Here is a 13,468-nt window from a genome sequence, read left to right on the forward strand (position 1 = left end):
GCGACCCGGCCAGCCCAGCGCAACGACTAGTAGCCCAGGCGCACCCCGCACCGCGCCCCAGCGCTTCACCGACCTGGCCCAGGCCCCAGCCGATTTGCAGCCTTACATTACCGACCTGGCAGAGTTGGGCGTTCTCCAGATCACCCCCGCTGCGTCCGAGTTCAAGCCCGGCCAACCCATCACCCGCCGCGAGTTTGCCCGCTGGCTGATGGCTGCCAACAACGAAATTTTTGCGAACCAGCCCGCCAACAAAATTCGCCCCGCGTCCCCCTCAGAAACACCCGCCTTCCAGGTCTCGTGCCTAGCCCGCTATCGGGCAACAGCACCATCGTCACCTTTCGCCCCGACGCGCCCCTCACCCGCGAAGACCTGATTTTGTGGAAAACGCCGCTGGATCTGCGCCGTTCGCTGCCCAACGCCACCCTAGAAGCCGTGCAGCAAACCTGGGGCTTTCAGGATGCCGCCAGCATCGATCCCCGGGCCCAGCGGGCGGTGCTGGCCGATTTCCAAAACGCCGATTTGTCGAACATCCGTCGCGCATTCGGCTATACCACCCTGTTTCAGCCCAAAAAGCCCGTGACGCGGGCAGAGGCAGCGGCCGTCCTCTGGTTCTTTGGCACGCAGGGCAACGGGCTGTCGGCAAAAGAAGCGGGGCAACAAGACGCGGAACAGACGGCCACGCCCGCTGCCACACCCATCACCGCACCCACCGCCGCGCCAGCAGGGGAGCCGTAGCCAACAATGATCGTCGTATCAGAACAGCTTATGTTGCAACCGTCTGCTCTGTGGCGCTCCGCATGGCGGCGATTTCGGCGAAGCTGGACGGCGATGCTGGGGCTGGGGCTGTTGAGCCTGCTGGGACTGGCGGTGCTGGTGGGGCCGTGGGTCTATCCCGTCTCGGCAACAGCGATTGACTTTGGACGAGCGGCGGCTCCGCCCAGTCTGGCTCACCCCTTTGGCACCAACGATCTAGGGCAGGATCAACTGGCACGGGTGCTGGTGGGTGGCCGCATTTCTCTGGCGGTGGGCGTGGCGGCAATGGCGCTGAGCATTGGGCTGGGCGTGGGCATTGGGGCGATCGCCGGGTTTTATGGCGGACTCCTCGATACGCTGCTGATGCGCCTCACGGACCTGTTTCTGGCGCTGCCCCAACTGCCCCTGCTGCTGCTGGTCGTCTACCTGTTTCGCAGCGCCGCACGGGCGATCGCCGGCCCAGAGTGGGGCATCTTCCTCCTCGTCGTCTGCGTCATTGGCGGGCTGAACTGGATGAGTACAGCGCGGCTGGTGCGGGCCGGGTTCCTCTCTCTGCGACACCGCGACTTTATCGCCGCAGCGCGGGCAATGGGGGCGCGTCCGGGCCATCTCATCTGGCATCACCTGCTGCCCAACGTGCTGAGTCCGGTGATTGTGTCGGCCACGCTGGCGATCGCCACTGCCATCCTCACCGAATCCACCCTCAGCTTTTTGGGACTTGGCTTTCCGCCCGACGTGCCTACCTGGGGAAGAATGCTGTTCGATGCCTACAACCGCATCGAAACCGCCCCCCACATGGCCGTCTTTCCCGGTCTGATGATTTTCCTCACCGTCCTCAGCATCAACTACGTCGGCGACGGCTTGCAGGATGCGCTCGATCCGCGCCGGGAAGCATGAGGCAGCGTGTTTGAGGGTCAGAAAAGCTCGTGAAGGCATTCCAACCCTTGCCATCCCGTTCCTTACTTTTCGTCAACCGCAACCATTCTCCCAAAATGCCCAACCCCTACGACGACCCCTACGATCCCCAGCAGCTCAAGCGAATTCGCATGTTTGTCTATCTGGTGCCCGTGCTGGGCGTAATTCCAGCGATGTGGGCGCTGGCAGTGCGAAAGGGCGATTCGCGTGAACGTCAGGCGGCGCGACTATCCACGACGCTGGGGCTGGGCTGGTTGGTGGGCTATGCGGCGCTAGCGGCGGGGGCCCACACGGCTGACCCTTCTGCAATTCCGCTTCTCGTTGCCAACAGCGCCCTCACCTCCGGCTATTTCGTCGTCATGCTGTGGCTGATGCTGCGGCTGTGGCAGCGCAGGCCCCTGCGGTTACCGGGCATTAGCGACGTGAGCGATCGCCTGCCGTAGCCCAGTTCCAAAGATCTAGATCTATCCACAATCGACTCACACCCCACATAGTCCATTCTGCAAAATCGTTGCTAAGATGCTGCATGAAGCGTCGTCGGAACTCACCCCACCGCCACAGTCGTCAAAGCCTTCAGCACGTCTTTCACGTCTAGACCCGTTCTCCCTTAGCAACCCCTCGTGACATCCCCAAAGGCTCGATCTTCTTTGTCTCCTCAAACCCAACCCCTGCCCCCTCGAAAAATCAAACTCCCCTGGCTGTTGCTAGGGTTGCTGGGTGTGGCAACCGTTTCCGCAGGGGCAGGGGCGCTGCTTGCCATGACGCTGGCCAGCACGCCGCTATTGCAAAGCAGGCTTTCGCCAGAAGAGTCTAAGGTTTTTGGCCAGGGAGAAATCGCGACCGGCCTAAACTTTCGCCTGCCCCGGCTGACCCGCCCTGTCAATATCATGGTGCTGGGAATTAAGGTGCTAAGTTCTGATGTGGACAACCCGCCGCCCGAAGTTCGCGATCTGGGCTATCACGCACTGGTCAACTCCTTCGATGGGCTATCCGACACCATGCTGATGCTGCGGTTTAACCCCGAAACGGGCAAACTTGTGGTGCTATCGGTGCCGCGAGACACACGCACCCGCGTCGCTGGGCTGGGCGTAACCAAGCTGAACGAAGCCAATGCCTACGGCGGCCCGGCGTTGACGGCTCAGTCAATTAGCAATTTGCTAGGGGGTGTGCCTGTTGATCGATATGTGCGGATCAATGTACAGGGGGTCGAAAAGCTGATTGATGCGCTGGGCGGCGTGACGGTCTACGTGCCCAAGGACATGAAATATACCGACCATTCCCAGCATCTCTATATCGACCTGAAGCAGGGCGAACAGCACCTCAACGGCGAACAGGCGCTGCAATTTCTGCGGTTTCGCTACGATGCCTACGGCGATATTGGGCGGGTACAGCGGCAGCAAACGCTGATGCGGGCGCTGGTCGAGCAGACCCTCAGTCCGGCCACACTCACGCGCATTCCACAAATCCTGTCGGTGATCCAGGAAAATGTTGATACTAACCTGACGGTTGAGGAGTTGGTGGCGCTAGTGGGCTTTGCAGCGCAGCTCAAGCGGGCCGACTTGCAGATGCTGATGCTGCCAGGAGAGTTTAGCGGGGCAGGCGACTATGAAGCCAGCTATTGGCTGCCGAGCTATTCTCGCATTCAGGAGATGAGCAGCCAATACTTTGGACTCAATCCAGCCTCAAGCGAAACGGTTGCCGATCCATACGCCGAGCCAGGGGTCGATTCGGTTCCCGCAGAAACAGACTATGGCATTGAGATCGCGATTCAAGACTCCACAGGTAACCTTGCGGCAGCCGAGCAGCTGATGTTCGCGCTGCGAGAGGCTGGGTTTTATAACGTTTACATTGACGAAAACTGGAGCGAACCCCTACGCGAGACCCGCATTATTGCCCAGGGCGGCGACCTTGCGAAGGCTGAGGCGGTGCGGCGATCGCTCGGTCTTGGCGAAGTGCGCGTCGAAGGAACTGGCAACCTGCAATCGGACGTGACGGTTCAGGTGGGCACAGATTGGCGGGTGGAGTAGAAGAGGGTGGAGCAGAAGAGAGTTAGCGTATCAAGATACGCTCATGCCATTACGCCGCTACTTCTTCTCTCCCTCTTCAAGCGCCACTAGCGTTACGTCCGGCGCAAGCTTCCGCAGTTCTGCTAGCAGGTGATGGGCTGGATAGTCGTAAAGCTGCAAATAGATCGTGCCGGGCAAGTTTTGGGCAAAAGCGTTGGCGGTGTTGAGGTTTAGCCCGGAGATGCGGTGCAGCGTGGTGCCAATCTCGCTGAGATTGCCCCGATTCAGGGGCTTGCCCATGCTGAGTCGCCAAGTGCGGGGGGGACGCATCTGCCCACGCTCAATGCGCCGCAGTCCGTCGATGGTGGACAGGAGAATGAGGCGATCGCCCGCTTTCAGCATCCAGGTTTCCGACGGCATCAGGCTGTCGCTGTTGTCGAGCGTCCGCCGCTCGCTGTTGCGTTCATAGAAAATCGGCACCACACCGTAGCCATAGGACACCTGCGAAAGCAGCTTGCCCACCAGCGTATCGCCCGCTTCTACCAAAAATTCCGTCACCAAGATCGTCTGTTCATTCAGCCGAAACAGGCTCAGGATATTTTCGCCAAAGGCCGAACCCACAAACGCTTCGGCCGCCAGGGCCGAAACAGCCATCACGCGAGCGTTGGGAATCAGCGCGGCCAGACTGGCGCTAAACCGCTGGTTATAGGAACGAATCACCAATTGCAATGACTGCTTTTGCTGGCGGGTCAGCTCTCGCGCCGTAAGCGCCACCTCCAGATTCAAGATTTGGTCATCTGTGACGACGACCAGGCTTTTGGCGGTTTCGATATTGGCATGGCGGATCTGTTGAATCGGATTCCCCACGATGATCGGGATTTTGGGAAATAGCGCCAGGTTGTCCGCCACATCTGTCAACACAACGAAGGGCTGGCGAAACGTCTGAAGCCAGGTCGCCACCTGCTGGCCAACGCGCCCAAGCCCAACCATCACCACATGCCCCTGCTTGGGCATCGGCGGCCGCCGCTGGAGGAAGCTAAATCGGGCGCTGAGCAGGTTATCCGCAATAATGCCCACCACGCCCAATACAAACAGCAAGCTGATGATCGTGATCAGCAGGCTAATAAAGTAAACCCAGCCGGGAACGGGGTCGTTTTCTAGACCGCCAAATACGTCGCCATAGCCCCCTAGCAGCAGCACTGCACCAGAGGCGATCGCCTTTATCCAGGTTAGCTCTGGCACCGTCATCTTGAGCATGGTCGCCCCTAGCACCCACAGCACCAGTGCCGTGATCAGACCCATCGCGATGAGTGGACGAGTTCGATTGGCCTGCATCCACGCCCGCACTCGCTGAACCCACTGCAATGGCTGCTCTTTCAGCACGGCTTGCAGTCCAGCCTGCCAGCGCGATCGCCAGTCGCCGCCTGCCTGATGCTGGGTATAATCCGGCGCGTCTGCGATTTCTATGTAGGCAATGGTGTCGCCCGCCCGAATGCGGGTGTCTATCTGCCAGTGATAAAACGCTCGGTTTGGCGAGGCGGGGATTTCTGCCTGGGGGCGGTGGCTGAGCAGTCGGTAGGATTTTTTGTGCTGAGCCACCGCACGCGCATCATCAAATCGGGGATCGCGGGGCTGCACGGTTTGTTCCACCACCTGCAAGCGTGTGTCCCCAATGTTGAAGCTGCCCAGTAGCCCCACCTGTAGCCCTGCCATCGCAAAAGCAAAGGCAGGCATCTCCATCGGGTCGTAGGCGTTGAAGTTGCCGAGCCGCAGCTTGAGCAGTTCGTTGAGGCTTTGGCGAGACGAGCGAACCACAAGGCGCACGTCTGGATTGAGCCGACGAATGGCGATCGCCGCTTCGATATTCACCGTTTCGTTACTTGTGACAATCAGCGCCGCACGGCACTCCTGCACACCCGCCTTCAGCAGCACGGGTTCATCCCGACAGTCGCCAATCAGCAGATCCTCCGCCAGCAAATCGGTCAGATTTTCGACCTCCCATTCCTCTGGGCGCTGTCGGTCGATCGCCGTGACGGAGACCGCCGTCCCCTCGGTCGCAAACCGCTGCAAGTGATAGACGCAATATTGCCCCAGGCTACCCAGCCCGCAGACCAAAAAGCGGTCTACTCGCGGCGAGGACCCCATTAGTCGCTGCACACAAAGACGCTCTCGCCATCCATAATGACGCGGCTGCACCGGGGGCTAACGCCGCGCTCACCCACCACCTGGCTAAATTCGCTGCTCTCCATTCCGGCGAGTTCTGCCGCCTTGGCAAAGGACAGCATCTCCTGCGCGTAGAGGGCGATCGCCAACTCTTTGAGCAGCACCTGTTCAAGATGCTGCTCCGGCAACCGCATCGACTTGAGAACAGAATCTGGAATCGTCAGTTCAACACTCATTTGGATTGTCCCACTCGTCCACTCAACAAAATCAAAAAACGCTTAATCAACTACCTTAGCGAAACCCAGCGAACACAGCCTTGACACAGGTATCCTGGCTCTCGCTAAAATCCCGATGCTGTGAGAATTCGGCATTGTTGCAGCCAGTCCAGCAAGCTCACCCCCGCCCTCACCCTGCGTGCCCCCTTAACATGCCCTCTTAAGATCTAACCTTCCCCAGATAGAACAACGATTGCTCAGCGCCGTATCAGCCAGATGCAATCGGCGATCGCCCTATCGCCACCGCCCCCGCTCCAAAAGCCACTTGCTCCGAGCAGGCGGCGGCTGCCCAGTTTTGCCATCACACATCACTGCCCATGTAATCGGTGTCACTTCCCCCGTTGCCTCCAGATGGTGCGATCGCTGAAACGCCAACACTGCATCCTGGGTGTCACGGTCAAAGCAGTCTGTGCGATGAACCCGATAGCCATAGACCTGCAACAGCCCTTGCAGTTCCCTTACGTCTGACCCACAGTAACCCAGCCGCATTGTTCGTGCCCCTGGCTTTACCTTCGAGAGCAAAAGCGCCCAAGTGCGATCGCCCACAATGCCATCCACCCGTAAGCCATTGCGCCGCTGAAAATCACGCACCGCCGCCTCTGTAATCCAGCCAAAATCCCCATCCGGCCTCAGCCGATAGCCACAGGCACCCAAAAGTTCCTGCAAGTGGGCAACCAGCGGCCCCTGACTCCAGGGATAGAGACGACTCATCTCGATGCGATCGTCGTTAGGAGAATGTGCAAACTCCGGTGTTGCGTCCATGCGCCTTTCGCTCAGCCTTAGCTTTAATCATAGAACTTTGCCCCAAAGATGCCGAAGAGATTTAGATTTCGATCCAATTTCCCAACACTTCCTCCCTATCTCCCAAAGCAGGGTCATGCACCCAAGTTCAATCCCTCAACCCAAGTCATCAATCCCCGGTTTCATTTCGACAGTTTCATTCCGACAATTTAATCGACTGTTGTGCCCGATACTTTCCATCTCTAAAGCAATCTGCGACTATCATCTTGCCTATCGTTCTTAGACATTAAAGAACACTTTTTGGCTGCAATCTGTCTCTAGGTATCTTCTAGAACACGTCCATTCTGCAAAGAGTTGGATTTCCTGTTTCTTCAAACTTTTCTGACATTCTTAAGATTTAACAGCATTTCACTATCAAGCGCTCTCAATAGCTTTCATGCTTTCACCGCTATAGAGCCTATAGAGCCACCGCTATAGAGCTTGCCGAAAATCCTCTGCTCCTAAGCCCCTTTAGCCGCCTGGATGTTCTAAAAGCGGTGCTGTTTCAGAGAGTCGGAAAAGCAGTTGAAACATAGCCGAATTGGATAATAGCTAGATCAGGCATACGTTTGAGTTTCAAGCGATCCTTCTAGTGAAAACCTAAAGAGATGCTGTGTAATCTAACAATCCGTGGATTTTTGGCTAAGAGTTATTTCATCCGAAGTTTCGCTTGCTTGCAGATCCCCACTTGACCGTACTTGTCTTGCTTCACATTCAATTGCGTTTGAGAGATAACCGAGATTATGGTAGCTTCCTCCGAAAGACCGACCGTCGAAACCTCGATTAGCAGCTTTGGCCTAGCCCGCTCTACGGTGCAGGGCACTCCCCTCAGCCCTGATGAGCTGTGGAAGATGCACGCCTTTTGGCGAGCCGCAAACTACTTGGCGCTGGGCATGATTTACCTGCGCGATAACCCACTCCTCCGGGAACCCCTCAAGGACGAACATATCAAGCAGCGCCTCTTGGGTCACTGGGGATCTAGTCCTGGCATCGCGTTTCTCTACACCCACCTCAACCGCATCATCAAGAAGTTTGACCAAGACATGCTGTTCATGGTCGGGCCGGGTCACGGCGCACCCGGTTTCCTTGGCCCCTGCTATCTGGAAGGCACCTATTCCCACTACTTCAGCCATTGCACCGAAGATGTCGAAGGAATGAAGCGCTTCTTCAAGCAGTTTTCGTTCCCTGGCGGTGTTGGCAGCCACTGTACTCCCGAAACACCCGGCTCCATCCACGAAGGCGGCGAACTAGGCTACAGCATTTCTCACGCTTTTGGCGCGGCTTTTGATAATCCAGACCTGATTGTGGTAACGATGCCTGGAGATGGTGAAGCTGAAACCGGCCCCCTGGCAACTTCCTGGCATTCCAACAAATTCCTCAATCCGATCCGCGATGGCGCAGTGCTGCCCGTGCTGCATCTGAACGGCTACAAGATCAACAACCCGACCATCCTGGCGCGGATTAGCCACGAGGAGCTAGAGGCGCTGTTCCGGGGTTATGGCTGGACACCCTACTTCGTCGAAGGCTCTGAGCCAGAATCCATGCACCAGGCGCTAGCGGCTACGCTAGATCATTGCGTGTCTGAAATTAAGCGGATTCAACACGAGGCCCGCAGTAGTGGCGTTGCAACTCGCCCCCGCTGGCCGATGATCGTGCTGCGAACCCCCAAGGGCTGGACTTGCCCCAGCGAGATCGATGGGCACAAGGTCGAAGGATTCTGGCGATCGCACCAAGTTCCGATGGGTTCTATGCACGGCAATCCTGAGCATAAGCGCATCTTCGAGGAATGGATGCGGAGCTACAAGCCGGAAGAACTCTTTGATGAAAACGGCAAGGTCTTCCCCTACATCCGTGAGGTTGCGCCTGAAGGCAATAAGCGCCTTGGCTCGACTCCCTACGCCAACGGCGGTCTGCTGCGGCGCGAGCTAAATATGCCCGACTTCCGTCAGTACGGCATTCCGGTCGATCGCCCCGGTGTGGTCGAAGCCGAAAACACTCGTCCGCTGGGCGTGTTCCTGCGAGACGTGATGAAAAACAACATGACCAATTTTCGCGTCTTTGGCCCCGACGAGAACACGTCCAACAAGCTAAACGCGGTCTACGATGTCAGCAAAAAGTTCTGGATTGCAGAATTCTTGCCTGAGGATTTGGATGGCGGTGAGCTATCCCCTGACGGTCGGGTGATGGAAATCCTCAGTGAACACACCCTGGAGGGTTGGCTGGAAGGCTATTTGCTCACGGGTCGCCACGGCTTTTTCTCTACCTATGAATCCTTTGCCCACGTCATCGACTCGATGGTGGGTCAGCACGCCAAGTGGCTAGAAATCTGCAACCACATTAACTGGCGTGAAGAGGTGTCCTCGCTTAACCTGTTAATCACCTCAACGGTCTGGCGGCAAGACCACAACGGCTTTACTCACCAAGATCCAGGGTTCCTGGATGTGATCTTAAATAAGAGTCCCGAGGTCGTTCGCATTTATCTGCCCCCTGATGTCAATTCGCTGCTGTCCGTAGCCAATCATTGTCTTAAGAGCGAGAACTACGTGAACGTCATCGTGTCCGACAAGCAAATGCACTTGCAATACCACGACATGGATGCAGCCGTTCGCAATTGCACCAAGGGCATTGACATCTGGGAATGGGCCAGCACCGATGCGGGCGAAGAACCAGATGTGGTGCTGGCGACAGCGGGCGATATTCCCACGAAAGAGTCTCTGGCCGCCTCGGTCATGCTGCGGGAAGCCTTCCCCGACTTGAAGATCCGCTTTGTCAATGTGATCGACCTGTTCAAGCTGACCCCTGCCACGGAGCATCCCCACGGGCTGAGCGACAGCGACTTTGACAGCTTGTTCACAACGGATAAGCCGATTATCTTCAACTTCCACGGCTATCCCTGGCTAATTCACCGCCTCACCTACCGCCGCACCAACCATGAAAACCTGCATGTGCGCGGCTACAAGGAGAAGGGCAATATCAACACGCCGCTGGAACTGGCAATTTGCAACCAGATTGACCGCTTTAGTATCGCAATTGATGTGATTGACCGGGTGCCCAAGCTGAAGAATGCAGGGGCCCACACCAAGGAGCAACTCAAGGACGAGCAGATTGCCTGCCGCAACTATGCGTTTGAGTACGGGATTGACCGTCCCGATATTGTGAACTGGAAGTGGCCTTACTAGATTCTCCAGGTTGATGCTGAGCGGTCTATTGCCTACCGATTGAGTGTTCTGGGCAGTAGACCGTTCGGCTTTAGTTTTGAGATTCCGTTTATTGGGAGTGCCGTCTTGAAATGGTCTTGGAGTGAGCGATCGCCCCATTCACAACCTTGATTGCTGGCAGCATTTTCCGAACTTCAGGACTTCGCTCCCTATGTGGCCCCTTCTTTATCCCTACGAGCCTTAGAAATATCCAACTCATCCAGGATTTTTACCATGCAGACGTTACCCACCCCTCCTTCCGGCTCAGTGCAGATTGAAGACGATCGCACTGGGCTATCGATTGAAACCCTAAAACGGGCGTTTCTGGACAACCTGTTCTACATCCAGGGCAAGTTTCCAGCCCTCGCCAGCAAAAATGACTACTACATGGCGCTGGCTTACACCGTGCGCGATCGCCTCCTGCGCCGCTGGCTCAACACCGCCGAAACCTACACCAACACTCAGGCCCGCACCGTCTGCTACCTCTCCGCCGAATTCCTCATGGGCCCGCACCTGGGCAACAACCTGATTAACCTCGGCATCTACGACCAGATCAATCAAGCCATGACTGAACTGGGGCTGGATCTCAACGAACTGCTCCAGCAGGAAGAAGAACCCGGTCTGGGCAACGGCGGTTTGGGTCGTCTCGCCGCCTGCTATCTCGACTCTCTAGCCACGCTAGAAATTCCCGCCCTCGGCTACGGCATCCGCTACGAATTCGGCATCTTCGACCAGGAAATCCGCGACGGCTGGCAGGTCGAAATTACGGACAAATGGCTGCGCTACGGCAACCCCTGGGAAATTGCTCGCCCGGATTGGGCTGTTGAGGTGAAATACGGCGGCCACACCGAGTCCTTCATCGATGAGCATGGTAACTACCGCGTCCGCTGGGTTCCCTTCAAAGTCGTGAAAGGGCTTCCCTACGACACGCCGATCCTAGGCTACAAAGTCAACACTGCCAACACCCTCCGCCTGTGGTCTGCCGAAGCAACCGAATCCTTCGACTTTGGTGCCTTCAACTCCGGCGATTATTTCGGCGCAGTCCATCAAAAGAGCAACTCCGAAAACATCTCCAAGGTCCTCTATCCAAACGATGAGCAGTATCAAGGCAAGGTATTGCGGCTAGAGCAGCAGATGTTTTTCGTCTCTTGCTCTCTGCAAGACATGATTCGCATCCTTCAGATGCAAAATATGTCGCTGGAGAAGTTTCCCGAAAAATTCTCGGTGCAGTTAAATGACACCCATCCGGCGATCGCCGTCGCAGAACTCATGCGGCTGCTCATGGACGAACACGGAATGCAGTGGGACAACGCCTGGAACATCACCACCCGCACCTTCGGCTACACCAACCACACCCTCCTCCCCGAAGCCCTAGAGCGCTGGCCCCTCAAACTCTTCTCCGAACTGCTGCCTCGCCATATCGAAATCATCTACGAAATCAACCGCCGCTTCCTCGACGACGTACGCATCAAATTTCCCGATGATCCTGACCGCCTCAGCCGCCTATCGCTCATCGACGAAAGCGGCGAAAAGTACGTCCGCATGGCAAACCTCGCCTGCGTCGGCAGTAGCGCCATCAACGGAGTCGCAGCACTCCACAGCGAACTGGTCAAGCAGACCGTGCTAAAAGACTTCTACGACATGTACCCGGAGAAATTCACCAACGTCACCAACGGGGTCACTCCGCGTCGGTTCGTAGTGCTAAGCAATCCCCGCATGACCAACCTCATTACCAGCAAAATTGGAGACAACTGGATTAAGCATCTCGACGAACTGCGCCGCATTGAGCAGTTCGCAGACGATCCCGGATTCCGCTACGAATTCCGACAAATCAAACAAGCGATCAAACAAGATCTGGCAAACCACATCAAGTCGGAAACAGATGTCGAAGTCGATCCCTCATCTTTGTTCGATATTCAGGTAAAACGGATTCACGAATACAAGCGGCAGCATCTCAACGCACTCCACATCATCCACCTCTACAACCGCATTAAGGCAAATCCCAGCGCTGAAATCACGCCCCGTACCTTCCTATTCGGCGGCAAAGCAGCTCCGGGCTACTACATGGCGAAGCTCATTATCAAATTCATTAACTCCATCGGCGAGGTAGTCAATCGCGATCCCAATGTCGCCGGACGACTTAAGGTCGTTTTCCTCAAAGACTACAACGTAAAATTCGCCCAGCGAGTCTATCCAGCCGCCGACCTCTCGGAGCAGATTTCCACCGCAGGCAAAGAAGCCTCAGGCACAGGCAACATGAAGTTCTCAATGAATGGAGCGCTTACAATTGGCACGTTAGACGGCGCTAACGTCGAAATCCGTGAAGAAGTCGGAGCCGAAAACTTCTTCCTATTTGGTTTAACCACGGAAGAGGTTGCCGCCAAAAAAGCAGCAGGCTATAGACCAATGGACTACTACGAGAGCAATAACGACTTGCGCCAAGTCATCGACCGGATTGCCTCAGGCTTCTTTTCACACGGAGACACAGGTCTTTTCCGTCCGCTCGTAGACAACCTGCTCCACAAAGACGATTACCTACTCCTAGCAGACTATCAGTCCTACATCGATTGCCAAGAGCAAGTCAGTCAAGCCTATCGAAACTGGGATCACTGGACCCGCATGTCTATCCTCAACACAGCCCGCATGGGCAAATTCTCGTCCGATCGCTCGATCCGTGACTACTGCCAAAACATCTGGAAAGTGCAGCCCGTTCCCATCGAGCTAAAAGACTACACTCAAAGCTAATAGAAACCTGACAAAGCTCCCCCGACTTCTTGTGGAGGAGCTTTGTTCATACAAATAACCCCTTCGGATGTAATCATCCGAAGGGGGTTGTCAAAATCACCCTGGCACCGAGCTATTTTTGCAGGCAGCTACCCACCAACTATCTTCGCCGCAGGTGCGTTTCACAACTCAGTTCGGGATGGATGAGCGTGGTTCCACACCGCCATAGGCACCAGGAAACTTATTGGGATGTATGACTCCAGTTTGAGGAGTCAGAACCCAGAAGGCTGCATAGAAAATCGTCCAGACATCAAATCATACAAGATACGAAAATGAGGTCAAGCCCTCGGTCTGTTAGTACTCCTCGACTTCATACATCACTGCACTTCCATCTAGAGCCTATTAACCCGTGTTCTGCGGGTGACCTTACTGGCTTTTGCCATGAGAGTACTCATCTTGAGGTGGGCTTCCCACTTAGATGCTTTCAGCGGTTATCCACTCCGCACTTGGCTACCCTGCGTCTACCGTTGGCACGATAACAGGTACACCAGCGGTGCGTTCTTCCCGGTCCTCTCGTACTAAGGAAGAATCCTCTCAATACTCTTACGCCTGCACCGGATATGGACCGAACTGTCTCACGACGTTCTGAACCCAG

At 56.2% G+C, this 13,468-nt stretch carries 8 protein-coding genes, 2 rRNA genes and 1 pseudogene; 6 read left to right on the forward strand and 5 right to left on the reverse strand.

Features of this window, described 5'->3' with window-relative positions:
* The 4 genes and pseudogenes from IGS51_RS22305 to IGS51_RS06275 all read left to right on the forward strand — a co-directional run.
* Positions 1-735: pseudogene (locus IGS51_RS22305) on the forward strand (S-layer homology domain-containing protein); the annotation flags it as partial.
* 30 nt (positions 736-765) lie between these two features.
* Entirely contained in the window at positions 766-1,650 is an 885-nt protein-coding gene (locus IGS51_RS06265; RefSeq protein ID WP_297077236.1) for an ABC transporter permease, read from the forward strand.
* A 47-nt stretch (positions 1,651-1,697) separates the two neighbouring features.
* Positions 1,698-2,111, forward strand: coding sequence for a hypothetical protein (locus IGS51_RS06270; RefSeq protein ID WP_297077238.1), 414 nt, complete (start codon positions 1,698-1,700; stop codon positions 2,109-2,111).
* A gap of 204 nt (positions 2,112-2,315) precedes the next feature.
* The gene (locus IGS51_RS06275) at positions 2,316-3,695 is read left to right on the forward strand and encodes an LCP family protein (protein ID WP_297077240.1); all 1,380 of its coding nucleotides are present in this window, start codon (positions 2,316-2,318) and stop codon (positions 3,693-3,695) included.
* A gap of 57 nt (positions 3,696-3,752) precedes the next feature.
* Here IGS51_RS06275 and IGS51_RS06280 read toward each other — a convergent pair whose 3' ends face one another.
* The 3 genes from IGS51_RS06280 to IGS51_RS06290 form a co-directional block, all read right to left on the reverse strand.
* Entirely contained in the window at positions 3,753-5,819 is a 2,067-nt protein-coding gene (locus tag IGS51_RS06280; RefSeq protein ID WP_297077243.1) for an NAD-binding protein, read from the reverse strand.
* A complete protein-coding gene (locus IGS51_RS06285) occupies positions 5,819-6,073 on the reverse strand; it encodes a UPF0175 family protein (RefSeq protein ID WP_068509563.1) in 255 nt (84 codons plus the stop codon). The genes IGS51_RS06280 and IGS51_RS06285 overlap by 1 nt, the downstream gene beginning before the upstream one ends.
* Positions 6,074-6,346: 273 nt before the next feature.
* Positions 6,347-6,874 (reverse strand): peptidoglycan-binding protein, encoded by a 528-nt coding sequence (locus IGS51_RS06290; protein ID WP_297077247.1) that lies wholly within the window; start codon positions 6,872-6,874, stop codon positions 6,347-6,349.
* Positions 6,875-7,635: 761 nt separating this feature from the next.
* Here IGS51_RS06290 and IGS51_RS06295 point away from each other — a divergent pair.
* Positions 7,636-10,071 (forward strand): phosphoketolase, encoded by a 2,436-nt coding sequence (locus tag IGS51_RS06295; RefSeq protein WP_297077249.1) that lies wholly within the window; start codon positions 7,636-7,638, stop codon positions 10,069-10,071.
* A 252-nt stretch (positions 10,072-10,323) separates the two neighbouring features.
* A complete protein-coding gene (locus tag IGS51_RS06300) occupies positions 10,324-12,834 on the forward strand; it encodes a glycogen/starch/alpha-glucan phosphorylase (RefSeq protein WP_297077251.1) in 2,511 nt (836 codons plus the stop codon).
* 99 nt (positions 12,835-12,933) lie between these two features.
* Here the strand turns inward: IGS51_RS06300 and rrf are convergent.
* Positions 12,934-13,050, reverse strand: a 5S ribosomal RNA gene (rrf, locus tag IGS51_RS06305).
* A gap of 97 nt (positions 13,051-13,147) precedes the next feature.
* Positions 13,148-13,468, reverse strand: a 23S ribosomal RNA gene (locus tag IGS51_RS06310); the annotation flags it as partial.

This window comes from Thermoleptolyngbya sp. M55_K2018_002 (assembly GCF_015295965.1).
GTDB lineage: Bacteria > Cyanobacteriota > Cyanobacteriia > Elainellales > Elainellaceae > Thermoleptolyngbya > Thermoleptolyngbya sichuanensis.

Bases quoted from the DNA above. Each gene is read 5' to 3' on its own strand.
- IGS51_RS06265 (WP_297077236.1), top strand. From the start codon at position 766: ATGTTGCAACCGTCTGCTCTGTGGCGCTCCGCATGGCGGCGATTTCGG.
- IGS51_RS06280 (WP_297077243.1), bottom strand. From the start codon at position 5,819: ATGGGGTCCTCGCCGCGAGTAGACCGCTTTTTGGTCTGCGGGCTGGGT.
- IGS51_RS06285 (WP_068509563.1), bottom strand. From the start codon at position 6,073: ATGAGTGTTGAACTGACGATTCCAGATTCTGTTCTCAAGTCGATGCGG.
- IGS51_RS06290 (WP_297077247.1), bottom strand. From the start codon at position 6,874: ATGGACGCAACACCGGAGTTTGCACATTCTCCTAACGACGATCGCATC.
- IGS51_RS06295 (WP_297077249.1), top strand. From the start codon at position 7,636: ATGGTAGCTTCCTCCGAAAGACCGACCGTCGAAACCTCGATTAGCAGC.
- IGS51_RS06300 (WP_297077251.1), top strand. From the start codon at position 10,324: ATGCAGACGTTACCCACCCCTCCTTCCGGCTCAGTGCAGATTGAAGAC.